Origin of the sequence: Polynucleobacter sp. JS-Fieb-80-E5, assembly GCF_018882015.1 — a bacterium.
GTDB lineage: Bacteria > Pseudomonadota > Gammaproteobacteria > Burkholderiales > Burkholderiaceae > Polynucleobacter.
Genome location: NZ_JACVPH010000003.1, coordinates 288,959 through 313,964 on the forward strand (window position 1 = coordinate 288,959; position 25,006 = coordinate 313,964).

General features: G+C 45.7%; 22 protein-coding genes and 1 tRNA gene. 19 read left to right on the top strand and 4 right to left on the bottom strand.

The window, feature by feature from the left end:
* The first annotated feature begins 13 nt into the window (after positions 1-13).
* Genes accC through ICN44_RS06340 form a run of 5 tightly spaced genes read left to right on the top strand, consistent with a single transcriptional unit; the run spans position 14 to position 4,320 of the window.
* Complete coding sequence (gene accC, locus ICN44_RS06320) at positions 14-2,050, top strand: acetyl-CoA carboxylase biotin carboxylase subunit (RefSeq protein WP_255537449.1); 2,037 nt, start codon at positions 14-16, stop codon at positions 2,048-2,050.
* Between the two features lie 14 nt (positions 2,051-2,064).
* Positions 2,065-2,532: a VOC family protein gene (locus tag ICN44_RS06325; protein WP_216263180.1), complete on the top strand. Its 468-nt coding sequence runs from the start codon at positions 2,065-2,067 to the stop codon at positions 2,530-2,532.
* Positions 2,533-2,564: 32 nt separating this feature from the next.
* Positions 2,565-3,269, top strand: coding sequence for a tRNA (adenosine(37)-N6)-threonylcarbamoyltransferase complex dimerization subunit type 1 TsaB (tsaB, locus tag ICN44_RS06330; protein WP_216263181.1), 705 nt, complete (start codon positions 2,565-2,567; stop codon positions 3,267-3,269).
* The gene (gene rimI / locus ICN44_RS06335) at positions 3,266-3,799 is read left to right on the top strand and encodes a ribosomal protein S18-alanine N-acetyltransferase (protein ID WP_255537450.1); all 534 of its coding nucleotides are present in this window, start codon (positions 3,266-3,268) and stop codon (positions 3,797-3,799) included. Before tsaB ends, rimI begins: the two co-directional genes overlap by 4 nt.
* Positions 3,796-4,320, top strand: coding sequence for a hypothetical protein (locus ICN44_RS06340; protein WP_216263182.1), 525 nt, complete (start codon positions 3,796-3,798; stop codon positions 4,318-4,320). Before rimI ends, ICN44_RS06340 begins: the two co-directional genes overlap by 4 nt.
* A gap of 17 nt (positions 4,321-4,337) precedes the next feature.
* Here the strand turns inward: ICN44_RS06340 and lplT are convergent, their stop codons facing one another.
* On the bottom strand, positions 4,338-5,657 hold the full coding sequence (gene lplT / locus ICN44_RS06345) for a lysophospholipid transporter LplT (RefSeq protein WP_216263183.1): 1,320 nt from the start codon (positions 5,655-5,657) through the stop codon (positions 4,338-4,340).
* 74 nt (positions 5,658-5,731) lie between these two features.
* On the opposite strand from lplT, the gene alr reads away from it, so the two are divergent.
* Complete coding sequence (gene alr / locus ICN44_RS06350; protein ID WP_216263235.1) at positions 5,732-6,823, top strand: alanine racemase; 1,092 nt, start codon at positions 5,732-5,734, stop codon at positions 6,821-6,823.
* Between the two features lie 71 nt (positions 6,824-6,894).
* Here alr and ICN44_RS06355 read toward each other — a convergent pair whose 3' ends face one another.
* Complete coding sequence (locus tag ICN44_RS06355; RefSeq protein ID WP_216263184.1) at positions 6,895-7,782, bottom strand: outer membrane protein assembly factor BamD; 888 nt, start codon at positions 7,780-7,782, stop codon at positions 6,895-6,897.
* A gap of 20 nt (positions 7,783-7,802) precedes the next feature.
* On the opposite strand from ICN44_RS06355, the gene ICN44_RS06360 reads away from it, so the two are divergent.
* The 7 genes from ICN44_RS06360 (at position 7,803) to ICN44_RS06390 (ending at position 15,441) form a co-directional block, all read left to right on the top strand.
* Complete coding sequence (locus tag ICN44_RS06360) at positions 7,803-8,840, top strand: RluA family pseudouridine synthase (RefSeq protein WP_216263185.1); 1,038 nt, start codon at positions 7,803-7,805, stop codon at positions 8,838-8,840.
* Positions 8,840-9,601 carry a peptidoglycan editing factor PgeF gene (gene pgeF, locus ICN44_RS06365; RefSeq protein WP_216263186.1) on the top strand — a complete coding sequence of 254 codons (762 nt, stop codon included), beginning with the start codon at positions 8,840-8,842 and terminating at the stop codon, positions 9,599-9,601. The genes ICN44_RS06360 and pgeF overlap by 1 nt, the downstream gene beginning before the upstream one ends.
* Before the next feature lie 116 nt (positions 9,602-9,717).
* Positions 9,718-11,352, top strand: a complete 1,635-nt coding sequence (gene phaC, locus ICN44_RS06370) for a class I poly(R)-hydroxyalkanoic acid synthase (RefSeq protein WP_216263187.1) — start codon at positions 9,718-9,720, stop codon at positions 11,350-11,352.
* Between the two features lie 32 nt (positions 11,353-11,384).
* Positions 11,385-12,125: a 3-ketoacyl-ACP reductase gene (locus tag ICN44_RS06375; protein WP_216263188.1), complete on the top strand. Its 741-nt coding sequence runs from the start codon at positions 11,385-11,387 to the stop codon at positions 12,123-12,125.
* 128 nt (positions 12,126-12,253) lie between these two features.
* Complete coding sequence (phaR, locus tag ICN44_RS06380) at positions 12,254-12,814, top strand: polyhydroxyalkanoate synthesis repressor PhaR (RefSeq protein ID WP_216263189.1); 561 nt, start codon at positions 12,254-12,256, stop codon at positions 12,812-12,814.
* Positions 12,815-12,816: 2 nt separating this feature from the next.
* A complete protein-coding gene (rimO, locus tag ICN44_RS06385; protein ID WP_216263190.1) occupies positions 12,817-14,175 on the top strand; it encodes a 30S ribosomal protein S12 methylthiotransferase RimO in 1,359 nt (452 codons plus the stop codon).
* Between the two features lie 81 nt (positions 14,176-14,256).
* Positions 14,257-15,441, top strand: coding sequence for an acetyl-CoA C-acyltransferase family protein (locus ICN44_RS06390; RefSeq protein ID WP_216241650.1), 1,185 nt, complete (start codon positions 14,257-14,259; stop codon positions 15,439-15,441).
* A 43-nt stretch (positions 15,442-15,484) separates the two neighbouring features.
* On the opposite strand, the gene serB is transcribed toward ICN44_RS06390, so the two are convergent.
* Both serB and mfd read right to left on the bottom strand, forming a co-directional pair.
* On the bottom strand, positions 15,485-16,375 hold the full coding sequence (gene serB / locus ICN44_RS06395; RefSeq protein WP_216263191.1) for a phosphoserine phosphatase SerB: 891 nt from the start codon (positions 16,373-16,375) through the stop codon (positions 15,485-15,487).
* A gap of 20 nt (positions 16,376-16,395) precedes the next feature.
* Positions 16,396-19,938: a transcription-repair coupling factor gene (mfd, locus tag ICN44_RS06400; protein WP_216263192.1), complete on the bottom strand. Its 3,543-nt coding sequence runs from the start codon at positions 19,936-19,938 to the stop codon at positions 16,396-16,398.
* A 23-nt stretch (positions 19,939-19,961) separates the two neighbouring features.
* Between mfd and ispD the strand changes: the two genes are divergently transcribed.
* From ispD to clpX, 6 genes are all read left to right on the top strand, one after another.
* Positions 19,962-20,714 (top strand): 2-C-methyl-D-erythritol 4-phosphate cytidylyltransferase, encoded by a 753-nt coding sequence (ispD, locus tag ICN44_RS06405; RefSeq protein WP_216263193.1) that lies wholly within the window; start codon positions 19,962-19,964, stop codon positions 20,712-20,714.
* Between the two features lie 10 nt (positions 20,715-20,724).
* Entirely contained in the window at positions 20,725-21,228 is a 504-nt protein-coding gene (ispF, locus tag ICN44_RS06410; RefSeq protein ID WP_216263194.1) for a 2-C-methyl-D-erythritol 2,4-cyclodiphosphate synthase, read from the top strand.
* A 77-nt stretch (positions 21,229-21,305) separates the two neighbouring features.
* Positions 21,306-21,392: transfer RNA gene (locus ICN44_RS06415), tRNA-Leu, on the top strand.
* A gap of 56 nt (positions 21,393-21,448) precedes the next feature.
* Entirely contained in the window at positions 21,449-22,786 is a 1,338-nt protein-coding gene (gene tig, locus ICN44_RS06420; protein WP_216263195.1) for a trigger factor, read from the top strand.
* A gap of 42 nt (positions 22,787-22,828) precedes the next feature.
* Complete coding sequence (gene clpP / locus ICN44_RS06425; RefSeq protein ID WP_072582405.1) at positions 22,829-23,458, top strand: ATP-dependent Clp endopeptidase proteolytic subunit ClpP; 630 nt, start codon at positions 22,829-22,831, stop codon at positions 23,456-23,458.
* A 28-nt stretch (positions 23,459-23,486) separates the two neighbouring features.
* Complete coding sequence (gene clpX, locus ICN44_RS06430) at positions 23,487-24,848, top strand: ATP-dependent Clp protease ATP-binding subunit ClpX (RefSeq protein ID WP_216263196.1); 1,362 nt, start codon at positions 23,487-23,489, stop codon at positions 24,846-24,848.
* Positions 24,849-25,006: the final 158 nt, after the last annotated feature.

Below are 25,006 nucleotides of genomic sequence, written 5' to 3' on the forward strand. Positions count from 1 at the left end.
GCGCTGACAAATTATGACTACGAAAATGTTTAAGAAAATACTGATTGCTAACCGCGGCGAGATTGCTTGCCGTGTGATGATGACCGCTAAAAAGATGGGCATCAAGACTGTAGCCGTTTACTCAGAGGCCGATAAAGAAGCGCGTCACGTTCAGCTGGCAGATGAGGCTGTTTGCATTGGGCCAGCACCTTCGCGTGAATCCTACTTAGTAATGGACCGAATTATCCAAGCCTGTAAAGATACCGGTGCTGAAGCGGTTCATCCTGGCTACGGCTTCTTATCTGAGAACGAGCAGTTTGCTAAGCGTTGCGAGGAAGAAGGCATTGTCTTTATTGGCCCCAAACATCAGTCTATCGCCGCTATGGGAGATAAGATTGCCTCCAAGAAGCTTGCCTTAGAAGCCAAGGTAAATACCATTCCTGGTTATAACGAGGCGATTGACACCACTGAAGAAGCGGTCAAAATTGCTCAAGGTATTGGCTATCCCGTCATGATTAAAGCTTCGGCAGGCGGTGGTGGTAAGGGCTTGCGCGTTGCATTTAATGATAAAGAAGCTGCCGAAGGTTTTGCAGCTTGCAAAACCGAAGCAATGAATAGCTTCGGTGACGATCGTATTTTTATCGAGAAGTTTGTAGAGGGTCCGCGTCATATTGAGATTCAGGTTTTAGGCGACTCCTTTGGCAATGTGGTTTATCTCAATGAGCGTGATTGCTCCATTCAGCGCCGTCATCAAAAAGTCATTGAAGAAGCGCCTTCGCCTTTTATCGATCCGGCTACTCGTAAAGCGATGGGCGAACAAGCAGTTGCATTGGCAAAAGCTGTGAACTACCAATCTGCCGGTACGGTGGAGTTTGTGGTTGGCAAAGATAAGTCTTTCTATTTCCTAGAAATGAATACCCGTTTACAAGTTGAGCATCCAGTGACCGAAAGCATTACTGGTCTTGACTTGGTCGAGCAGATGATAAGGGTAGCTGCTGGTGAGAAGTTGGCGTTCAAGCAAGAAGATGTGAAGTTGGATGGTTGGTCGATGGAATGCCGTATCAACGCCGATGATCCATTCCGCAATTTCCTTCCTTCAACTGGCCGTCTAGTGAAGTACCGTCCGCCAGAGTCTATCAATGGAGTGCGCGTTGATACTGGCGTGTATGAGGGCGGTGAAATTCCGATGTACTACGACTCAATGATTGCTAAATTGATTGTTCACGGCAAGGATCGTACGGAAGCAATTGAAAAGATGCGCGCAGCATTGAATGATTTTGTGATTCGCGGTATTCATTCCAATATCCCATTTCAAGCGGCCTTATTGCAACATCCTCGCTTTGTAAATGGCGACTTTACAACTGGCTTTATTGCAGAAGAATATCCAGAGGGCTTTAAAAAGGATTCTGTACAGCCCGCTGATCCTAAGCGTTTGGCAGCATTGGCTGCTTTTATGCGCTATCGCTATCTTGAGCATATCAAGATGATTGATGGTCAATTAGCTGGCCATGAAATGATCATTGCGAAGAAATTTGTAGTGGTTACTGGCAAAAAAACTGGCTCCATGAATGATCCGTATGAAGTGCCTATTCGTGTTGAGCTGAAAGACGGGATCTATTCTGTCTACATTGATGACGCAGATGGTGTAAGCCGTTATGACATTGTCAGTGACTGGCGTCCTGGACAAATTTGTCTGCATGCGACTATTAATGGCACTCACAAAATCACTGCACAAGTTGAGCGTCGTGGCGTTAAGTATCTGTTAATTCTTGATGGCGCTCATTACGAGTGCATGGTTCTGAGCCCCTTGGGCGCAGAGTTACAACGTCGCATGCCAATCAAGTTACCGCCAGATACTTCTAAATTAGTGATGTCTCCAATGCCAGGGCTGCTCACAAAAATTGCTGTCAAGGCAGGTGAAGCGGTTACAGCAGGTCAGAAACTAGCCTCAATTGAAGCGATGAAAATGGAAAACACACTATCCGCCATGCAAGATGGTGTGGTCGCTGAAATCTGCGCTAAAGAGGGCGATAGCTTGGCGGTGGATCAATTAATTATTCGCTTTGAATAAATAGGTAAATGATTATGAGCACAAAGCCATTTAAGATTTTAGGTATTCAGCAAATCGCTATAGGCGCTGAAAATAAAGATCGACTTAAGAAATTGTGGGTTGATATGCTCGGATTTGAATACAAAAGTACTTTTGTCTCTGAACGTGAAAACGTTGATGAGGACATCTGTGCAATTGGTTCTGGTGCCCATGAGATTGAGGTTGATCTGATGCAGCCATTTGATATCGACAAGAAGCCGGCCGTACACCAGACGCCTTTAAATCATATTGGTTTATGGGTGGATGACTTGCCTAAAGCGGTCGAGTGGCTCTCAGCCAATGGCTTGCGATTTGCTCCAGGTGGTATCCGCAAGGGTGCAGCTGGCTACGACATCACCTTTGTCCATCCCAAAGGGAATGACGAGTTCCCAATAAGCGGTGAAGGGGTGCTCATTGAGTTGGTACAAGCGCCCCCCGAAGTGATTGCAGGATTGAGTTCATAATTTAGTTTTGTAATTAGCAAACAGGATTCAAATTGGCAAATATATTGGCCATCGACACCTCTTCAGCGTGGTGTTCGGTGGCTTTATCTTTAGGTGATAAAGCACCAGAATTCAGGCATGAAGCTGTTTCAGCGGGTGCCAGCCAACTTCTATTGCCCTGGGTTGAGTCACTACTAGCTAATGCAAAACTGTCTTTAAAAGATCTTGATGCTATTGCTGTTGGTATTGGACCAGGCGCATTCACGGGAGTTAGATTGGGTGTGGCGGCAGTTCAGGGTCTCGCTATTTCAAATAATCTTCCAGTCATATCCGTATGTAGCTTGGATGCAATAGCTGCGCAAATCACAGGTACTGACACATACAAAAAAACCAAGCCCCAACGATTCATGATTGCCATTGATGCACGCATGGAAGAGATTTATTGGGCGAACTATGAGTCTCAAGCCACTCAATTACCAAAACGCGTAGGTGATATCCGCCTTACAAAGCCTGAAGATCTCAACTTTGATGGCTTGCAGCTCATAGCTGGCAGCGCTTTAAATGCTTACAGCAGTCGTATGCCGATATTTGATAGCCCAAAGGATGTCGAGATCTCAATCTCTGCATTGGGTGTCTTAGAATGCGCCAAACAATCGTTTAAAGAAGGTTTGCAGGAAGATGTTCGACTGCTTGAGCCAATGTATGTAAGGAATAAAGTGGCATTTACCACTGCAGAGCGTGAAGGGGGGATGAGATGATGTCCGACATTTCCCCTGGGGAAGGGGTTGCAGAGCTCTCGTTCATGCCAATGCAAGCCGCCGACTTGGATGAAGTTCTCAAGATAGAGTCCGTCTCGCACATTCACCCTTGGACAAAAGGTAATTTTTCTGATTCTTTAGCGGCAGGACATTGGGCATATTGCATTCGGCCGCAGGTAGACCAAATGGTGAAGGGTAGTTATTTGGATCCAGCAGTGCTTTGGGCTTACTGCATCCTATTTCCTGCGGTAGATGAATTACATCTTCTAAATATTACGGTGTCGCCCCATTTGCGCAAGCTTGGGCTAGGCCAACGAATGATGGCTGCGATTGAGGGTGTGGCCGCCCAGCAAAAAATGCCTCGTATCATCCTGGAGGTAAGGCCAACTAATGCAGCTGCGGTAACGCTCTATCAAAAATTGGGTTACGAACAAATCGGTGTTCGTAAAAACTACTACCCAGCTAATCCAGAGACTGGATCTCGTGAAGATGCGCTTGTAATGGCTAAATCGATTAAGCTAGAGCCATGACCAATACACATTCAGCCTTCTTAAAAGAAATGGGCATCACCGAATGGACTTCTCGGGATGTCGAGCAAGCGACAGGCTCAGCAACCGAGCAGACCAATGCTCAAGCTTCTCCTGAAGTTGCACAATCAACTCCAAGAACTAGCTATGGAATGTGGTGGTTTTTTGGTAACGAACCACAGGGCGATGCTCAAATCTTGTTCCAAAATATGATTCGTGTTTTAGGGTTGGCTAAAAATGAGTGGGCTTGGAAAAATCCAGGTCAGAGTCTGAGTCAGTTGAGCGCTCCTGAAATGCCTGTTATAGCAATTGCCTTCGGCGGACCCACTACTCAAAAAATCACTGGTGAAAGAGATCCATTGCCGCAGTTGCGCGAAACAGTTTTGGCTTTAAATACTGGTAATGAGGAAGAGATTCCGGTGATTGCTTCTTTTGAGCTCAATCAAGTGCTTGCAAAATCAGGTGATAAAGCGTTGCTGTGGCAGGATTTGTTGTTAGCGAGATCTGTTCTGCAAAATAGTTGATATGAGCGTAAGCAAGCCTATTGCTTGTGTTCGCCGATCAGATGCATGGAGTCGTACTCCGCTTGATTCCTGGCGTGGCGTTTAATCACTAGCCACATAATTAGGCTAACAATCAAACCAAATCCGATGATTACAAATTGAACTGGTATATCCAGCCAGATCAGCAGAGAATAAACTAACAACATCACTAAAACAGAAATGTTCTCGTTAAAGTTCTGTACTGCAATGGAGTGACCTGCAGACATTAAAACGTGGCCACGATGTTGCAACAAGGCATTCATTGGCACTACAAAGTAACCGGCCAACCAACCTACTAGAATTAATAAAAAATAAGCAGGCAATAAGTTCAGGGATATCTGAAACTTACCCACTGTAAGGATGCTTACACTGGGAAGCATATCTGAGTTATAGACTGCCATGACGCAGACAACCAGGCCCATAGCAATGCCATAGGGCAATACTTTTAAGGATTTACGAAGTGGAATACGCCAAGCGGCATAAACAGCGCCACCAGCAACACCTACAGCTGAAATAGCTTGCAGAATGGCGCCCTGTGAAAGGTTCATATGTAAAGCCACTTGTGCCCACTTAATGACAATAAATTGCAGAGTTGCACCAGCACCCCAAAATAAGGTTGTTACTGCGAGGGAAATTTGACCTAGGCGATCATTCCAGAGCGTTTTAAAGCAAATGGCAAAGTCTTTGACCAATTCAATTGGATTAGTTTTCTGTGAAACATATCGAGCGCCAGTATCAGGAATCTTTAAGTTGATTAGGGCGGCAACGACATAAATCATCATGATGATCAAAATTGCTGACTCGGCTGGCGTATCTATGCCAGTGTCAAATGCAGGCATGTCCAGAGCTAAGAGGCTTTGAGATACGGTACTACTAATTAATACGCCACCTAAAACAGTACCCAAAATGATAGAGCCTACCGTTAACCCCTCGATCCAACCATTGGCAGCAACTAATTTTTCAGGGGGTAGAAGTTCGGTCAAAATTCCATATTTAGCTGGTGAGTAAGCAGCGGCACCCAAACCAACAATGGCATAGGCCATCAGGGGATGACTGCCAAACAGCATGGCCACGCATCCAACAAATTTAATGGTATTGGTGATGAACATGACATTACCCTTGGGGCGGGAATCTGCAAAGGCTCCAACAAAGGCTGCCAGAAGAACATAGGACAGTACGAAGAACAATTTGAGCAGCGGCGTCATCCAGGCCGGAGCTTGAAGCTGAGCCAGGAGCGCAATAGCTGCGATTAGAAGTGCATTATCGGCAAGCGACGAAAAAAATTGCGCCGCCATAATGATGTAAAAGCTACGGTTCATTCGTACAATCTAGTCATTACTGTAATTAAAGCATGAAAGGAGGGGTGAAAATGGATGATTCAGCTAACGGCCTGATTAATAGGCCAATTTTGGCATCTATTAATACTGCCGCCTTTCAGCATAATTTAAACCGAGTTCGGGAATTAGCGCCAGAATCCAAAATTTGGTCTGTCATTAAAGCCCGCGCCTACGGTCATTGTTTTGAAGCTGCATTAAAGGGACTTTCCTCTACGGATGGCTTTGCCCTATTGGATATACAGGATGCCGCCTGGCTAAGGGAGCACGGCTGGCAAGGGCGCATCCTCCTTTTAGAGGGTTTATTTCATGAAAATGAGCTAAGCCGAGCGGAAGATTTGGCATGCGACCTCGTGGTCCATTGTGATGCTCAAATAGATTGGCTGGAGCGATTTAAAGGTAAAAACCATAAGCCTTTAAGTGTCTTTCTAAAGATGAATACCGGCATGAATCGCTTGGGATTTAAGCCCGAAATATATCGAACTATTTTCCATCGCTTGCATGCAGCTGGTTATCACATGCATCACATGACCCATTTTGCCAATGCTGATCAAGTGGATCAGTTACCCTCAGTTGGAGGTCAACAAGAATTATTTAATGAAACAATTGCTGGTTTAGAAGGTGCAACATCCCTGGCGAATTCTGCGGCCATTTTGTGGCACCGCAACGCCTTAGGCGATTGGGTGCGCCCTGGCATCATGCTCTATGGGGCATCGCCAACTGGACTGCATGCTGATATTGAGCATGCCAATCTCAGAGCGGTCATGCAACTTCATAGTGAAATTATTGATATTCAAGAACTTCAAAAAGGTGATCGCATTGGTTACGGCGGTCGTTATGAGGCGCCTAATGCCATGCGTATTGGTATTGTGGCTTGTGGCTATGCTGATGGGTATCCACGTCATGCTAAAGATGGCACGCCAGTTTGGGTTGGCAATAGTGATCATGGGATCATTTGCCCTCTAGCTGGAAGAGTCTCTATGGATATGCTAGCGATTGATTTAAGCAATGCGCCAAATGCAGGCATCGGTAGCGTAGTTCAACTCTGGGGTGACAAAGTTCCAGTCGATGATGTGGCGCAAATGAGTGGGACTATTGGTTATGAGTTGCTTTGTGCTGTGGCGCCTAGGGTTCCTGTTGAGATCCAGTAGATAAAGAAAATACCAAGCCAGTAAATAAAAAATCCTCCATGGCGGAGGTTTTTTTTGAGATTCAAACAAGCTTACTTGTTCCAGAACTGCCACCATCTGCGTTCTTTTTGAACACGTTGACCGGTGACCATCATTTGACTGTCTGGGAAGTTTAATTTGAAGACGCGGGCTGAATCATTGCTGAGATCAACCATTCCAAGCTTCTCATAAGACTTGGTGAGTATGTAGAGCGCTTCTTCAACGGCAGGTGCGCGATCATAATCACGAATAACTAGTTGCGCACGATTGGCTGCAGCCAGATAGGCGCCACGCTGATAGTAAAAGCGGGCAACGATAACATCTGCCTCAGCAAGAGAATTCACGATATAGCGCATACGATCTAATGCATCTGGAGCGTACTTACTGTCTGGGAAGCGTTCTACAACTACTTTGAATGACTCAAAGGCTTCTTTCGCGGCTTTAGGATCGCGCTCACTGAGATCCTGTCCAGTGAACTTACCAAGCCATCCCAAGTCATCATTAAAAGTAATAAGGCCTTTTAAGTAATAGGCGTAATCAAGACTCGGACTGCCTTGATGTAATTTAATAAAGCGATCAATCGCAACCAGTGCTTGAGTTTGCTCTTGCGCTTTCCAGTAGCAATAAGCAGAGTTAATTTGTGCTTGTTGTGAATAGGGCCCGAAAGGAAAGCGCGCCTCTAATTTTTCAAAGTATTTGCCGCACTTAGCAAAGTCAGCATCATTGAGTTTGTCAGTGGCTTCAGAATAGAGTTTTGCCTCTGACCAAATATCGGTGTCATCTTTACTGCCATCGCTACCTGCGCATCCACCCAAAAGCATTAATGCGAGCATGAAGGCTAAAAGCAGGGCAAAAGGAGTGCCGTATAAATGGAAGCTCTTTTTTTGTGAGGAAGAATTCCCAGCAAGCCTTAAACTGGCGTCTGATATTACGTCGGACATAACTGAAAGGCTCTCTAAGCGTGGCATTGCCGCAAACTCCTGAATCGAATCCCATTGATTATATCGATGATGAGGATTTCATCTCCCTAGATATCTCTTTGGAGATGGCTGGTGAGCGCTTGGACAAGGTGCTAGCAGGGTCTTTGCCTGATTATTCACGTAATCGCCTTAAAGCTTGGGTTGAGGCTGGGGCGGTTATGGTCGACGGAAAGGTTACTAAAGCCCGTTATTTGCTCCATGGCGGCGAGAGCGTTAAGGTCTTTCCACAGGAAATGCCCGAGCAGTTTGCCTTCAACCCTGAAGATATTTCCCTGGATGTGGTCTACGAGGATGAGGACATCATTGTGGTCAATAAGCCGCCTGGCCTCGTGGTACATCCAGCGGCGGGAAATTGGTCCGGAACCCTGTTAAATGGTCTCTTATTTCATTATCCTGAGCTCAAGTCACTCCCCAGGGCGGGAATAGTGCACCGCTTGGATAAGGACACTTCAGGCCTGATGGTCGTGGCAAGAACATCGCATGCCCAAACCTCCCTGGTACGTCAACTTCAAGAAAGAACGGTAGGACGTCGTTATTTGGCTTGGGTGTGGGGTGATGCCCCAAGTCAAGGCAAAGTCCTGGCTTCGGTTGGGCGTGATCAGCGAGATCGCCTCAAGATGTCCGCAGGCAGTCCACAGGGAAAACCGGCAGCTACTTTATTTCGACGCTTGGCGAAGGGATTAGTTGGAGAATCTGCTGTCGCATTACTAGAGTGCCGATTGGAAACAGGGCGCACGCATCAGATTCGCGTCCATCTAGAATCGCTCGGTTTTCCATTGGTGGGCGACCCGGTCTACCGTAAAAAGGTTCCGGGTGCAGCTAAAAATCTTTCATTTAATCGCCAGGCGTTACATGCCTTTGCTTTAAGTCTTCAGCATCCAGTAAAGCATGAATTAATGACTTGGTTCCGCTTGCCACCACAGGATTTATTGGACTTATTACCGCAAGTTGGAATGAGTGACGAAGTTCTTCCGAAAGAATCTGTCGTGTTGGCCTCTATTGAAAATGAGTCACGCTGATGAGTTTGGTTGAGCCTCAATGGCCCGCCCCAAAGTCGGTGCGCACAGCGGTGAGCACAAGGATAGGCGGTGTAAGTCAAGCTCCCTATGATTCCTTAAACTTGGGTGATCATGTGGGGGACCGCGTTGAAGATGTATTGGCGAATAGAGCTATTTTTACAAAAGACATGCCGGGTGAGCCTATCTGGTTAAAGCAGACTCACCAAACAATAGTAAGCACTCCGAAAAGTCGAGACTTAAACCGGGGGCTGGCAATTGAGGCTGATGCCTCGGTTACTAATGCTCTTGAAGAGGTCTTGGTCATCATGACGGCAGACTGCTTGCCAGTGTTATTGACTAACTCCAAAGGAACTGCCGTTGGTGCTGCACATGCTGGCTGGAGGGGTCTTTGCGCTGGAATTCTGGAAAATACGATTACTGAGTTGCTCAAAATTTCTGACGGATCCACTGCGGCAGACTTCATGGCTTGGTTAGGGCCAGCAATTGGACCTGAATCATTTGAGGTTGGGGAGGATGTTGTGAAGTCGTTTCAAGACTCTGGATTTCCTGTGCCAATGAATGCATTCACAGAAATACCTCATAAACCTGGAAAGTTTCTGGCAGATATCTACCTGTTGGCACGAACGCGTTTAGAGGCTTGTGGCGTAAAAATGATTTTTGGCGGTGAATACTGCACCGTTAGAGATCAGCAGTATTTTTTTTCTTATCGTCGTGATGGCGAGACTGGAAGATTTACCTCAGCTATCTGGATTGAAAAATAGCTTGTACACAAAACCATGCGGGTTAGTACTAGCCCATGCACCAAGCTAGGGTTATTGCGTATAACTCTATAGTGCTTAAGGGCGGAGAATGTCTCTAATTCATTAAAGAGACTACTATGTTTGCAGGCACGAATACCGGTGCAACACCATCTTTGGCACCGCATCATATGGCGCTCATCCCGCCAGAGCGTTTATCAGAAATCCAGAAAGAATATTTTACGGAGTTGGCACACATTGCCACTAACCCTGAGGCCATTGAAGTTAAAGATCGCCGTTTTGCGGGGAAGGCTTGGCACTCATCCTGGAGCAAAGTGATTGCTGCTACCTATTTGCTTAACTCTAAACATCTGATGGCGTTGGCCAACGCAGTAGACACAGATGAGAAGCAAAAGCAAAAAATTCTGTTTACTACTGAGCAAATGATTGATGCCTTATCGCCATCAAACTTCATCGCTACCAATCCAGAAGTATTGGAAAGTATTATTAGCTCCCAAGGACAATCCATTCAAAAAGGGATTGTGAATTTATTGGGGGATATGAAAAAAGGCAAGGTCTCTCAAACAGATGAATCTGCTTTTGAAGTGGGAAAAAATATTGCCACTACAGAAGGTCATGTGGTCTTTCGTAATGAATTATTCGAGTTAATTCAATACACACCATTAACAGAGCAAGTATTTGAACGCCCTTATTTAATGGTGCCACCATGCATCAATAAGTATTACATTCTCGATTTACAGCCTGATAACTCTGTAGTTCGCCATATGGTGAGCCAAGGTCATACCGTGTTCTTGGTTTCCTGGAAGAACCCGGATGCTTCCATGGCTCAAGTGAGTTGGGATGATTACGTAGGTAAGGGTGTTATCAAAGCAATTGACGTCGTAAAAGAAATTGGCAGTACCAAGCAAATTAATATCTTGGGATTCTGTGTTGGCGGCACATTAACAAGCTCTGCATTAGCCGTGCTAGCAGCCCGCAATGAGCACCCAGCAGCAAGCTTGACACTCCTAACCACCTTATTGGATTTCACAGATACCGGAATTCTCGATGTCTTTATCGATGAAGGTATGGTGGAGATGCGCGAGAACTCTATTGGCGGTAAAGGCGGCAAGTACGGCATGATGTCTGGCCTTGATTTGGGTAATACCTTTTCATTTTTGCGACCAAATGATTTAGTCTGGAACTACGTAGTGGAGAATTACCTCAAAGGCAACTCACCACCCCCATTTGATTTACTGTATTGGAATGGTGACTCCACCAATCTTCCTGGTGCAATGTACTGCTGGTATCTGCGCCACACTTATTTGCAAAATGATTTGGTCAAGCCGGGCAAGGTAAAAATTTGCGGTGAAAAAGTGGATCTCGGAAAAATCAAATGCCCCTCCTATATATATGCATCGCAAGAAGATCATATTGTGCCGTGGCAATCTGCTTATGAATCAACCCATCTGCTCAAGGGTAAAAATCACTTTGTATTAGGCGCTTCTGGACATATTGCAGGGGTGATTAATCCTCCAGCAAAAAATAAGCGCTATTACTTTGAAAATAACAAGATTGCTCCAACAGCACAGGAGTGGCTTGAAGGCGCAAAACAAATTCCAGGAAGCTGGTGGCCTGATTACACCAAATGGCTTGCGCAATTTGGTGGTGAAAAGAAACCAGCAAGTACTACTTTTGGAAATACTAAGTACAAAAAAATGGAAGCAGCACCTGGTGTGTATGTAAAAGAAAAAGCAACACCGGAACTCAACTAATAATTAACGAAGGTTTTAAAAAGGGGAAACTAATGTCTCAAAAAGTCGCATATGTAACTGGTGGTATGGGTGGTATTGGTACCGCTATCTGTCAACGTCTGGCTAAAGATGGCTTCAAAGTGATTGCAGGCTGCGGTCCAAATTCTCCGCGTAAAGATCGCTGGATTGGCGAACAAAAGGTGTTGGGCTATGACTTTATTGCTTCCGAAGGTAATGTTTCCGATTGGGATAGTACGGTCGCTGCCTTTGAAAAGGTCAAGGCTGAAGTGGGTCGTGTAGACGTATTGGTTAATAACGCCGGCATTACCCGTGACAGCGTTTTCCGCAAAATGACTCCAGACGCCTGGAAAGCCGTGATTGACACTAATCTGAACTCCTTGTTTAACGTTACCAAACAAGTGATTGATGGCATGGTTGAAAACAACTGGGGCCGGATTATTAATATTTCTTCTGTAAACGGTCAAAAAGGCCAGTTTGGCCAGGCGAACTATTCAACTGCAAAAGCAGGTCTTCATGGCTTCACAATGGCCCTAGCTCAAGAAGTTGCTACCAAGGGCGTTACTGTAAATACAGTATCTCCTGGTTATATCGGCACCGATATGGTTAAAGCCATTCGGGAGGATGTACTTGAAAAGATTGTTTCTGGCATTCCAGTCAAGCGTTTAGGCACCCCCGAAGAGATTGCCTCTATCTGTTGCTGGATAGCTTCTGAAGATGGTGGCTATGCTACTGGTGCAGACTTCTCCTTAAACGGCGGTATCCACACTGGTTAATATTGCACTGCAACAATTAATTCAGTATTTGTAGTATGCGCAGTACGCAACACAGCGTATTTACCTTTTGGTCAACTTAAGGCTAAACTACGTTGATGTTGCGATGCAGTAAATAGTAAGGAAAATACATGGTTACCCGCGCTAAACGAGCTGGCGAAGATCGGCTCATCAAGAAGTATCCGAATCGTCGTCTCTACGATACCCAGACAAGTACATATGTCACGCTATCTGACATCAAAAACTTAGTTATGGCCAATGAAGTATTTAAAGTGGTCGATGCTAAAACTGAAGAAGATTTAACGCGCAACATCTTGCTGCAAATTATTCTTGAGGAAGAGGCTGGTGGCGCACCAGTGTTCTCTTCACAAATGCTTTCTCAAATCATTCGCTTTTATGGAAACTCCATGCAAGGTTTGATGGGGAATTATCTTGAAAAGACTATGCAATCGTTTGTAGATATCCACAATAAGCTTGGTGATCAAACAAAAGGTCTTGGTGCTGGCAGTACGCCAGAGGCTTGGTCACAAATGATGAATCTCCAAAACCCTCTTATGCAAGGTTTGATGGGTAACTACATGGAGCAAAGCAAAGATCTCTTTATCAAAATGCAAGAGCAGGTACAGGGCTCACAGAATATCTTTGGAAATTTTCCATTTACTCCTCAGTCCAATAAAGCTGAAAAAGAATAGTTGTGGCTGGGAAAATTGGATTTGTATCCTTAGGGTGCCCTAAGGCGCTTGTAGACTCTGAACTTATCCTGACGCAATTGAGTGCCGAAGGGTATGAGACCGCCAAGGATTACTCTGGCGCCGATCTTGTAGTTGTGAATACCTGTGGCTTTATCGACTCTGCGGTGGAAGAAAGCCTTTCTGCTATTGGCGAGGCCCTTGCTGAAAATGGCAAAGTCATTGTGACTGGTTGTCTAGGCGCAAGAAAAAATGCCGACGGTAGTGATCTCATCTCGAGTATTCACCCAAAAGTCCTTGCTGTTACAGGGCCTCATGCAACCGACGAAGTAATGCAAGCCATTCATTTGTATCTGCCTAAGCCGCATGATCCATTCATAGATTTAGTTCCCCCAGCCGGAGTCAAGCTCACACCAAAGCATTACGCCTATCTCAAAATTAGCGAGGGATGCAACCATCGCTGTACTTTCTGCATCATTCCTAATATGCGTGGTGATTTAGTTTCACGACCGATTGGTGAGGTGTTGCTTGAAGCAAAAAGATTGTTTGAGTCCGGCGTAAAAGAGTTGCTGGTTGTCTCACAGGACACAAGCGCTTATGGTGTTGATATTCAATATCGCACTGGCTTTTGGGATGGCAAACCAGTCAAAACGAAAATGTTTGATTTGGTAAACGCCTTAAATCAAATTGCTCGCGACCACCAGGCTTGGGTGAGATTGCATTATGTTTATCCCTACCCGCATGTGGATGATGTGTTGCCTTTGATGGCCGAGTTTTCGGAACATGGTTATGGTGTTCTACCGTACTTGGATATTCCATTGCAGCATTCCCACCCAGATGTCCTCAAACGCATGAAGCGCCCTGCGAGTGGTGAGAAAAACTTGGAGCGCATCTTAGCGTGGCGCGAAGCTTGTCCTGATTTAGTTATTCGCAGTACCTTTATTGCAGGCTTCCCGGGAGAGACTGAAGAAGAGTTTGAGCACCTTCTCAATTTCTTGGAAGAGGCGCAAATCGATCGCGCCGGCTGTTTTGCCTACTCACCCGTTGAAGGGGCTACAGCAAACCAATTGGATAACCCAATTCCTTCTGAAATTAGAGAAGAGCGGCGCGCTAGGTTTATGGCCAAAGCCGAAGATATTTCTATCAAACGGCTTGCTAAAAAAATAGGCAAACGCATGCAGGTCATTATTGATCGGGTAGATGAGTCTGGCGGTATTGGCAGAACCATTGGTGATGCCCCAGAAATTGATGGTCTAGTGCGGGTTTTACCTCCTAGCAAGCCTTCTAAGCGCTACCGTGCTGGTGAAATCATCAAGGCTACTGTGATTAGCTCCCAAGGGCATGACCTAATAGCCGAAACTTGACGAATGCAATAAAACTGATAGTTGGATTACTTATTTAGTACAAAGTCAGCCTAATAATTGGGCTTAGCAAAGGGGATTGATATGAGTCGTGATGTCGTTGTCTTAAGTGCAGTTCGTTCCGCAATTGGTACTTTTAACGGCGCTCTCAGTAGTTTTGAGCCTTCCGAGCTCGGCGGTATCGTGATGAAAGAGGCGGTAGCACGTTCAGGTGTAGATCCTGCTTTGATTAATTACATCACTGTGGGTAACACCATTCCTACAGATAGCCGCTATGGTTATGTTGCCCGTGTTGCATCGATCCAAGCTGGCCTGCCAATGGAATCAGTGGCGATGGCATTAAACCGTTTGTGCAGCTCTGGCTTACAGGCAATTGTTACAACCGCACAGCAAATTATGTTGGGTGATTGTGACTATGGCATTGGTGGTGGCGTTGAAGTAATGTCCCGCGGCATGTATGGCTCTCCAGCGATGCGCAGTGGTGCGCGCATGGGCGATACCAAAATGATCGACTTGATGGTTGGTATTTTGACTGACCCATTTGGTGTTGGTCATATGGGCGTAACAGCAGAAAATCTCGTTGAAAAATGGAAGTTAACACGTGATGAGCAAGATGCTCTGGCCATGGAATCTCATCGTCGTGCAGCCAATGCAATTAAAGAAGGCCGCTTTAAATCTCAGATCGTGCCAATCACTATTAAAACTCGTAAGGGTGATGTAGTGTTTGACACCGATGAGCATGTGAAGCCTGAAACTACGATGGAAACACTTGCCAAGATGAAGGCAGTGTTCAAAAAAGAGGGTGGTTCCGTAACGGCTGGTAATGCATCAGGCATTAATGATGGTGCTGCATTCTTTGTTTTGGCTGATGCTGAAACTGCAAAGAAAGCTGGTCATAAGCCTATCGCTCGCTTGGTATCTTATGCAGTTGCTGGTGTTCCAAACCACATCATGGGTGAAGGCCCAATTCCTGCAACCAAATTGGCTCTTGAGCGTGCCGGTCTGAAATTGGATCAAATGGACGTCATTGAGTCTAACGAGGCTTTTGCTGCTCAAGCGTTGGCTGTTACTAAAGGTTTGGGCTTAGATCCAGCTAAGACTAACGTCAACGGCGGTGCAATCGCTTTGGGTCACCCAATTGGCTGTTCTGGTGCAGCGATTGCTACTAAGGCAATCCATGAGTTACACCGCGTTCAAGGTAAATACGCTTTGGTAACAATGTGTATTGGTGGTGGACAAGGTATTGCTACTATTTTTGAGCGTCTGTAAGAATAACGCTCGTAACTATTACCCTGATCTCTTGGGTACAAGCCTAAGAGATCAGTAGTAAAGCAGCATCTAAGCCGACTCGGTCAAAAGCCGCATCGGCTTTTTCTTTGACAACGGGCTTTGCTTTGTAGGCAACGCTGATGCCAGAGCCATTCATCATCATCAGATCGTTGGCACCATCACCCATGGTGATGGCATTCGCTTTTGTGCAGCCAAGGCGAGCACAAGCTTCGTCTAGATGGGCGGCCTTCGCTGCACCATCGACAATGTCGCCAAGAACCTTGCCGGTGAGCTTGCCATCGATGATTTCAAGCGTATTCGCCTGCGTTTGCTTAAAACCTAATTGCTCGCGTAACTTTTCAGTAAAGAACGTAAACCCGCCTGAGACAAGCAGGGTGTACAAACCCCGTTCATGAGCCCCGGCTAAAAGTTCTACTGCTCCTGGGTTGGGTCGTAAGCGCTCTCGATAAACAGATTCAAGTGCATTAGCATGTACGCCTTCTAAAAGTGCAACACGCCTTCTTAGGCTTTCTTTAAAGTCTTTGATTTCACCACGCATAGTAGCTTCGGTAATTTCAGCTACAGTGGACTTCTTGCCTGTGAAATCAGCAATTTCATCAATGCATTCAATATTAATCAACGTTGAATCCATATCCATTGCTAGTACGCAGATGTCTTGTGGCAATAGATCTGGCCTTAGAAAGCAGAGGTCGATATTAAAGCTTGCTGCAATAGTTCGCAGTTGCTCCCGTTGAGTTGTATCTAGATGGGCGCTTGCTTCAAAACGCTCGGAGTAGTAGCTTCCATTGCTAATTTGACCGCCGTTAGAATGTAACGATATGCCCAGCTTTAAGACTTGATCCTTTAATGAAAAGATCAGCTTCTCGGCAATAGGCTCTCTAGACAGGGCAACAAGAACTTGGTAATTAGGCATGGCTTAATAATATCGGATTGTTAGCTTACTTTTGCAGAGCTCAACACTGCAGAATCATTGAGGCGTCGCAAGATATTGCGTATAGCGTCAAGACGTTGTTCTAACTTCTCGAATTCACGATCTTTTTGAGGAAGTACCTTAAGCTTATCTTGGCCATTAAGTTGAATATGCTTAGAGGACTGGATAAGTTGAATGATCTTCATCGGGTCAATCGGTGGGTTTGGGATGAATTGAATCTGTATAGATGCAGGTGTGGCATCAATCTTTTTAATTCCAAAACCGGTCATCTCTAAACGTAGACGGTGAGTCTCATAAAACGATTTAGCTTGATCGGGAAGGTCACCGAAACGATCAACCAATTCTTCACGCAATCCCATGAGTTCTGAGAAATCATTTGTACCAGCAAAACGCTTATATAAGGATAGACGCTCGTGAACGTCAGGGCAGTAGTCTTCAGGAAAGAGAGCGGGAACGCCGAGATTTACATCGGTGGTTGCTTGCAATGGTGAAAGTAAATCAGGCTCCTTCCCGCTGCGCAGGGACTTAACAGCACGATTAAGCATCTCGGTATATAGCTGGAAGCCAATCTCATGAATTTCACCGGATTGTTTGTCCCCTAGTACCTCACCAGCCCCCCGAATTTCTAGATCATGCATAGCTAAATAGAAGCCAGAGCCAAGCTCTTCCATGGCTTGAATGGCATTAAGACGCAACTGCGCTTGCTTACTGAGTGCCTCAGGATCTGGCACTAGTAAATAAGCATAAGCCTGGTGATGTGAGCGGCCTACACGGCCACGCAGTTGATGTAATTGAGCTAAACCAAACTTATCTGCGCGGTGCATGATAATGGTGTTCGCTGTGGGTACGTCAATACCTGTCTCAATAATCGTGGTACACAGCAAAATATTGGTACGCTGTGTAACAAATTCACGCATGACTGATTCTAGCTCGCGCTCATGCATCTGTCCGTGCGCAACACTAATACTCGCCTCCGGAATCAGTTCTTGTAAAGCATGTTTACGATTCTGAATGGTTTCAACTTCGTTATGCAAGAAGTAGACCTGGCCGCCGCGTTTAATTTCGCGAAGCACGGCCTCACGAATAACACCATCTCCCTCGCGACGAACAAAGGTCTTAATTGCCAGACGTTTCTGTGGGGCAGTGGCAATAATGGAAAACTCACGTAAACCTTCCATAGCCATGCCCAAGGTCCTTGGAATAGGTGTAGCGGTTAGCGTCAGAATATCGACTTCAGCACGTAATGCCTTAAGAGCATCTTTTTGCCGTACTCCAAAGCGATGTTCCTCGTCCACAATCACTAGTCCAAGATTGGCAAATTGGGTTTCCTTGGAGAGTAATTTATGCGTGCCAATAATGATGTCGGCATCACCTTTCGCAATGGCCTCTAGGGCTGCATTAATTTCCTTGGTTGTTTTAAAGCGTGATAACTCAACAATACGGACAGGCCAATCAGCAAAACGATCTTTCCAGGTGGCCACATGTTGCTCAGCCAGTAGGGTGGTGGGCGCCAAAATGGCGACTTGTTTTCCACCCATGACTGCAACAAAGCTTGCTCGGAGTGCTACTTCGGTCTTCCCAAAGCCAACATCTCCGCAGACTAAGCGGTCCATTGGCGTGCCGCTCGTCATATCGCCAATAACGGCTGCAATAGCATTGGCTTGGTCTGGAGTTTCCTCAAAGCCAAAGCTTTCTGCAAAAGCAGCATAGTCATGGGCTGAGAATTCAAAAGCATGACCCTTGCGTATCGCTCTAGCCGCATAGAGTCCTAATAACTCTGCTGCGGTATCTCGAATTTGTTGGGCGGCCTTGCGTTTGGCCTTATCCCATTGGCCCGAACCTAATTGATGCAGTGGAGCTGAATCAGGGTCAGAGCCTGCATAACGTGTGACCATTTGTAATTGCTGAACAGGAACATACAAAGTTGCCTGTCCTGAATATTGTAAATGCAAGAGCTCTTCAAAAATTGGCGCCTCTTTAGGCGGAGCTAAATTCAGAAGCACTAATCCCTGGTAGCGTCCAATACCATGTTCGGCATGGACTACGGGATCGCCGATCTTTAGCTCAGACAGATCCTTAAAGAGCATGTCAGGATCAGCATTCTCATTGCTTTTACCCTTATGCCTCTGCCTTGCTGTTGTGGTAAATAACTCTGCCTCGGTAATGACCAGGAGATTTTCAGCTGGCCATGAAAATCCATTAAAGAGCGGTGCAGTTACCAATCCAAATAATGAATCACTTTTAATAAACTCGGCAATGCTGTCAAAGCTCTCTGGCTTTAGCGGGTAGAGTGGTTTACCGTCCAATCCAGCAACCGAATTACTTTCATCAAAGAGTTGTCGAATCGATTCTTTACGTCCTGCACTGTCGCTGCAAACTAATACACGAACCTTTTCAGATGACACTACTTTGCGCAATAGGTTGATCGGATCAGTATCGCGACGATGGACCGCAATATCTGGTACGGCTAAGAATTGACTTTTTTCAGCGCCGTCTTTCTCTAGCGTTAGACGTGCATAAGATTTAGAGGTGGTGAAAAATTCATCGACATCCAAAAATAATTCTTTTGGAGGAAGAATGGGGCGATCAAGATCGTGCTTGAGGAACTCATAACGAGAAAGCGTGTCCTTCCAAAACCCTTTGATGGTTTCTTCAACATCACCAATACTGACAAGCCATACAGGGTCGCCTGAGCGGGGAAAATAATCAAAAAGGTTGGATTTCTCTTCAAAGAAGAGGGGCAAGTAGGATTCAATGCCTGCACTAGGTATGCCTAGGTTGGCATCTTTGTAAATAGAGCAGCGACTCGGATCACCCTCAAATACTTCTCTCCAGCGGCCTCTAAAAGCAGTGCGTGAAGCATCATCAAATGGAAATTCATGGCCAGGAAGAAGGCGGACTTCCTTGACGGGGTATAGGCTTCGTTGCGTATCCGGATCAAACGCCCGAATCTGTTCAATTTCATCACCAAAGAGATCCAATCGGTATGGCAGATTTGATCCCATAGGAAATAAATCAAACAAGCCACCCCGAATACTGTATTCACCGGGACGCATTACAGCGCTCACAGGATCATAGCCAGCTTGTTGCAGTTGCAGCTTTAGTGCAGCTTCATTCAGTTTGTCGCCTTGCCGAAAGAAAAAAGTATGGCCAGATAAAAAGTTCGGCGGCCCCAATCTTTGCAAAGCGGTTGTCACTGGAACTAAAACAATGTCGCAACTACCATTCAGTAATTCATACAGAGTCGCGAGTCGTTCTGAAACCAAATCTTGATGCGGTGAAAAATGGTCATAAGGAAGAATTTCCCAATCAGGCAAGAGCCTGGTTTTTAGCTGCGGAGCAAAAGCGGGGATTTCTTCTAGAAGCCTCTGGGCCTCCTGGGCTTGAGCGCAAAAAATGACCATCACTGAAAACTGATTGCGGTAGCGCAGGGCGGTTTGGGCGATTAAAGCGGCATCTGCTGAACCCACCAGACCTGAAAAGGTAAAGCGCTGCCCAGCCCGCGGAGCAGGTATAGGGGGTGCTAGATTTAATGCATCAGACATCTGTGCTCATTATAGAATCAGGTATGCACCCTGGAAATCATTCCATTAAGAAATGCCATGCCCTTTTGCCAACGGCAGGTACTGGCTCGCGCCTAGGTGGTGAGTTGCCTAAGCAGTTTCAGCAGCTGGCCGGTAAACCCATGGTCTCTTACGCGCTAGAAGCCTTTAAGGGGTCTCCACTGATCCAGTCTATTTGGATTGGTGTCAGTCCTGGCTTTATCGAGAACCCTATTTTAGGAGCTATTGCAAGCACTGGGGCCGATATTCATTTCGTAGCAACCGGTGGCCCAACACGACAAGAAACAGTCCGAAACACGCTCACAGCAATGCTAAAGGCTGGCATTCCCGAGGATGACTGGATACTGGTTCATGATGCAGCTAGACCAGGTATCACCCCTGCATTGATTGAGAAACTCATTCACTCAGTACAGGCATCCAATAGTGGCGGCATTCTAGCCGTTCCGTTGGCTGATACCTTAAAACAGGCCGATCTAGATTCAGTGATTGCGGGCAACATCCCGCAATCAGAGAGAACTATTCCACGCGAGCATCTCTGGCAAGCACAAACGCCACAGATGTTTGGTTTAAAACAATTGCATGATGCCCTGCAGGATGCTATCCGCCTTGAGGCTGACGTTACTGATGAAGCAAGCGCAATCGAGTTAACTGGAGCTAAACCTTTATTGATTGAAGGTGCCGCTCGTAACTTTAAGGTCACACATCCAGCGGATTGGGAGTTAATGCAATTGCTGTTAAGTTCACGTGCCAAACAATGAGAAATCCAATATGACTCAGAGCAATCCCCATATTCCGCAATTTCGTATTGGCCAGGGTTACGATGTACATGCATTGGTAGCGGACCGAAAGTTGATCCTGGGTGGAGTCCATGTGCCCTTTGAAAAGGGATTATTGGGTCACTCGGATGCAGATGCCTTATTGCACGCCTTAACAGACGCCTTATTGGGCGCTGCAGGTTTAAATGATATTGGACAGTTATTTCCGGATACAGATCCTCAATTTAAGGATATGGACAGTCGTATCTTGCTAAGAAGCGCCTTGCAAAAGATCCAGGCAGCGGGATTTCAGATTGGTAACGTTGATGCCACCATTATTTGCCAAAAGCCGAAATTGGCGGATTTGTTGCCAGAAATGGTCCGCAATATTGCTTCAGATTTGGCGGTGACCCCCAGTCACGTCAATCTTAAGGCCAAGACAAATGAATCCCTGGGCCATTTAGGCAGAGGCGAGGGCATTGCCGTCCATGCCGTTGCTTTGCTCTACAAGGCCTAAAAGATCCTCTAAAACCCTAGGCATTGTAGAATTACGGTCTTTAGAGTGAAGTCTAGGCTTGGCAGTTTGCGAATATCGCGAGGATGGCGAAATTGGTAGACGCACCAGGTTTAGGTCCTGACGCCAGAAATGGTGTGGGGGTTCGAGTCCCCCTCCTCGCACCACAAGATTGCTACTTGGCTTGGACTTCACATTTACAGATTTCAACTAAGAGACGAGAATGGCTGTGCAGATAGAAAATTTAGGTTCACTAGACCGCAAAATGACTTTGGAATTCGCTCGTGCCGATTTGGCAAAAGCGCGTGAAGCCCGTTTGGCTAAAGTTGGTAAGACCATGAAAATGGCCGGCTTCCGCCCAGGCAAGGTACCAAAGAATCTCGTTGAAAAACAACATGGCATGCAAGTGGATTTTGAACTCCAATTTGATAAAGCTGCTGAACTCTTTTATGACCAAGCTCAAAAAGAAGGTGTTGCTTTAGCTGGTCAACCACGCCTTGAGCCAAAGAGCGAAATTGATGCTGACAAGATTGTTTTTGATGCTTTCTTTGAAGTGTTGCCAGAAGTAAAAATTGGCGACTTTAGCAAAGCAGAAGTTACAAAACACACAACCGATATTGGCGAGGCAGAAATTGACCGCGCCTTAGATGTGCTGCGTAAGCAGCAGGTTCATTACCACCCACGTGTTGAAGCTGGTGCCCATGGCGACGGCGGCTCTAATGTTGCCGCACAAAGCGGTGACCAAGTGGTGATTGATTTTGTTGGCAAGATTGATGGTGTTGAGTTTGCCGGTGGTAAAGCGGAAAACTTTGAATACGTGTTGGGCGAAGGGCGCATGTTGCCTGAGTTCGAAGCTGCAACATTGGGCCTTAAAGCAGGCGAGAGCAAATCTTTCCCATTAAGTTTCCCTGCTGATTACCATGGCAAAGATGTTGCAGGCAAAACAGCAGAGTTCACTATTACTGTGAAGTCAGTCAATTGGCCGCATCTACCAGCTGTTGATGATGCATTTGCATTGTCTTTAGGTGTTACTGAAGGCGGCGTTGCGAAAATGCGTGCTGAAGTAAAAGAAAATTTAGATCGCGAAGTAAAGCGTCGCATTACTTCTTTGCTCAAGAATGAAGTAATGGATAAGCTCAATAGCTTGTGCGAACTTGATGTTCCTAAGTCTTTGGTTGCCTCCGAGCAAGAGCGCTTAGTTGAAGGCGCCCGTCAAGACTTAATGCAGCGCGGTGTTCCGAATGCTAAAGACGCTCCTATCCCTGCTGAAATTTTTGCAGAGCAAGCTACCAAGCGTGTTCGTCTTGGTTTGATCCTCAGCGAGTTAGTTAAAAAGCAAAACTTGGCTGCTACCGCAGACCAAATTAAAGCCGAAATTGACGAGCAAGCTGCTACATACGAAGATCCAAAAGAAGTGGTGCGTTGGTTCTACAGCAATCCGAGTCGCTTGAAGGATATTGAAAACCTCGTGCTTGAAGATAACGTGATTAAGTATTTCACATCCCAAGCCAAGGTAATTGATAAAGCGGTTACCTTCGAAGAACTCAGCAAGCTAAACTAAGTTAACTACTAAGTCATCCATTTACCAACAAGAGGTTTCGAAATGATCTACAACCATTCTCAGTCTGAAAATCTAGAACCGAAAGGCTTGGGCTTGGTTCCAATGGTGATTGAAACCTCTGGTAGAGGTGAGCGTGCTTACGATATCTACTCAAGATTATTGCGTGAGCGCGTAGTCTTTTTGGTAGGGGAAGTAAACGACCAAACTGCTAATTTGGTAATCGCGCAATTACTGTTCCTTGAGAGTGAAAATCCAGATAAAGAAATTTCTCTGTATATCAACTCTCCAGGTGGTTCAGTTTCTGCAGGATTGGCTATCTACGACACAATGCAATTCATCAAACCGCATGTCAGTACATTGTGTATGGGCATGGCAGCAAGTATGGGCGCATTCTTATTGTGTGCCGGTGAAAAAGGTAAGCGCTATGCTTTGCCAAATTCACGCGTCATGATTCATCAGCCATTAGGTGGTGCACGCGGTCAAGCATCTGACATTGAGATTCAAGCTCGTGAGATTTTGTATTTGCGTGAGCGCTTGAACAAAATTTTGGCAGACCGCACCGGCCAATCAATCGAAACGATTGCCAAGGATACTGATCGCGACAACTTTATGTCTGCTGAGCAAGCCCGTGATTATGGTTTGATCGATAAGGTTATCGAGAAGCGTCCTTAATCTTTCATAGAAATATACAGAGTCCATTTTGAGCGATACCAACACTACGAATTCAGCAGACAAAGTTCTGTATTGCTCTTTTTGCGGCAAGAGCCAGCATGAAGTTAAAAAACTTATTGCTGGTCCATCTGTTTTTATTTGCGATGAGTGCATTGATCTTTGCACAGACATTATTCAAGAAGAAATTGCCAAGCTTCCCAAGGAAGAGGGCGATGACTCTCTGCCAACACCACATCAAATTCGTGAAAACTTAGACCAATACGTTATTGGTCAAGATCATGCCAAGAAAACATTGGCAGTTGCCGTATACAACCACTACAAGCGCCTACAGTATTTGCCTAAGCCTAAAAAAGAGAAGTTGGATAAGGATGGTAAGCCGGTAGAGGGAGCGGAGAAGAAAGAATCTAAGCTCCCTGCTAAAGCAATGGTTGATGGTGTAGAGCTTGCAAAGAGCAATATTTTGTTGATTGGACCTACTGGCTCAGGTAAAACATTATTAGCGCAGACATTGGCGCGCATGTTAGATGTGCCATTTGTGATGGCCGATGCAACCACCCTAACTGAAGCAGGTTATGTTGGTGAAGACGTTGAAAACATCATCCAAAAATTGTTACAAGCTTGCGACTACAACGTAGAAAAAGCGCAGCGTGGCATTGTCTATATTGATGAGATCGATAAGATTTCACGTAAGTCAGATAACCCATCCATTACACGCGATGTATCGGGTGAGGGTGTGCAACAAGCGCTGTTAAAGCTGGTTGAGGGCACGATGGCCTCTGTGCCGCCTCAAGGTGGACGAAAGCATCCCAATCAAGATTTCTTGCAAGTAGATACAACGAATATTTTGTTTATTTGTGGCGGTGCATTTGACGGACTTGAAAAAGTCATTCAGCAGCGTACCGCTAAAACGGGTATTGGATTCAATGCAACTGTTCCTGGTAAAGATGACCGCGGTGTTAGCGATCTCTTGATTGAGGTTGAACCAGAAGATCTGATTAAGTTTGGCTTGATTCCAGAGTTAATTGGACGCTTACCCGTAGTTGCGACTTTGGCTCAATTGGATGAAGAGGCTTTAATTCAGATTCTGACTGAACCTAAAAATGCCTTAGTTAAGCAATATCAGGCACTTTTGACTATGGAAGGCTCTGAGCTCGAAGTACGTCGCGAGGCGCTATCAGCTATTGCCAAGAGGGCAATCGCCCGCAAAACTGGCGCTCGTGGCCTGAGATCTATCCTTGAAGGCTCTTTGATGGATGTCATGTATGACCTGCCATCCCTGAAGAATGTCCAAAAAGTGGTTATCGACGAAAGCAGTATCGCTGAGGGTGGAAAACCGCTTTTAGTCTACAAGCAGGATGCTGATCAGCTGGATTTAAGCAAAAAAGCTTAAATTCCTAGGGTTTTCGCTATTTTTGGGGTATTTTTGCCCCTTTTTTGTTTTTTTACCCCTTGTTTTTCTCTAAAGCCTACCCATATAGGTAGTATGCTACTCATGAATACTGTCTCTATTTAGTGGTTGTTGATTCAATTGCTTCTAAACAAGACTTT

Coding starts and splice junctions, on each gene's coding strand:
- accC (WP_255537449.1), top strand. CDS start 14: ATGACTACGAAAATGTTTAAGAAAATACTGATTGCTAACCGCGGCGAG.
- ICN44_RS06325 (WP_216263180.1), top strand. CDS start 2,065: ATGAGCACAAAGCCATTTAAGATTTTAGGTATTCAGCAAATCGCTATA.
- phaC (WP_216263187.1), top strand. CDS start 9,718: ATGTTTGCAGGCACGAATACCGGTGCAACACCATCTTTGGCACCGCAT.
- pgeF (WP_216263186.1), top strand. CDS start 8,840: ATGAGTTTGGTTGAGCCTCAATGGCCCGCCCCAAAGTCGGTGCGCACA.
- ispF (WP_216263194.1), top strand. CDS start 20,725: ATGACTCAGAGCAATCCCCATATTCCGCAATTTCGTATTGGCCAGGGT.
- ICN44_RS06390 (WP_216241650.1), top strand. CDS start 14,257: ATGAGTCGTGATGTCGTTGTCTTAAGTGCAGTTCGTTCCGCAATTGGT.
- tig (WP_216263195.1), top strand. CDS start 21,449: ATGGCTGTGCAGATAGAAAATTTAGGTTCACTAGACCGCAAAATGACT.
- ICN44_RS06340 (WP_216263182.1), top strand. CDS start 3,796: ATGACCAATACACATTCAGCCTTCTTAAAAGAAATGGGCATCACCGAA.
- serB (WP_216263191.1), bottom strand. CDS start 16,375: ATGCCTAATTACCAAGTTCTTGTTGCCCTGTCTAGAGAGCCTATTGCC.
- mfd (WP_216263192.1), bottom strand. CDS start 19,938: ATGTCTGATGCATTAAATCTAGCACCCCCTATACCTGCTCCGCGGGCT.
- ICN44_RS06355 (WP_216263184.1), bottom strand. CDS start 7,782: ATGTCCGACGTAATATCAGACGCCAGTTTAAGGCTTGCTGGGAATTCT.
- ispD (WP_216263193.1), top strand. CDS start 19,962: ATGCACCCTGGAAATCATTCCATTAAGAAATGCCATGCCCTTTTGCCA.
- lplT (WP_216263183.1), bottom strand. CDS start 5,657: ATGAACCGTAGCTTTTACATCATTATGGCGGCGCAATTTTTTTCGTCG.
- rimI (WP_255537450.1), top strand. CDS start 3,266: ATGATGTCCGACATTTCCCCTGGGGAAGGGGTTGCAGAGCTCTCGTTC.
- ICN44_RS06375 (WP_216263188.1), top strand. CDS start 11,385: ATGTCTCAAAAAGTCGCATATGTAACTGGTGGTATGGGTGGTATTGGT.
- clpP (WP_072582405.1), top strand. CDS start 22,829: ATGATCTACAACCATTCTCAGTCTGAAAATCTAGAACCGAAAGGCTTG.
- phaR (WP_216263189.1), top strand. CDS start 12,254: ATGGTTACCCGCGCTAAACGAGCTGGCGAAGATCGGCTCATCAAGAAG.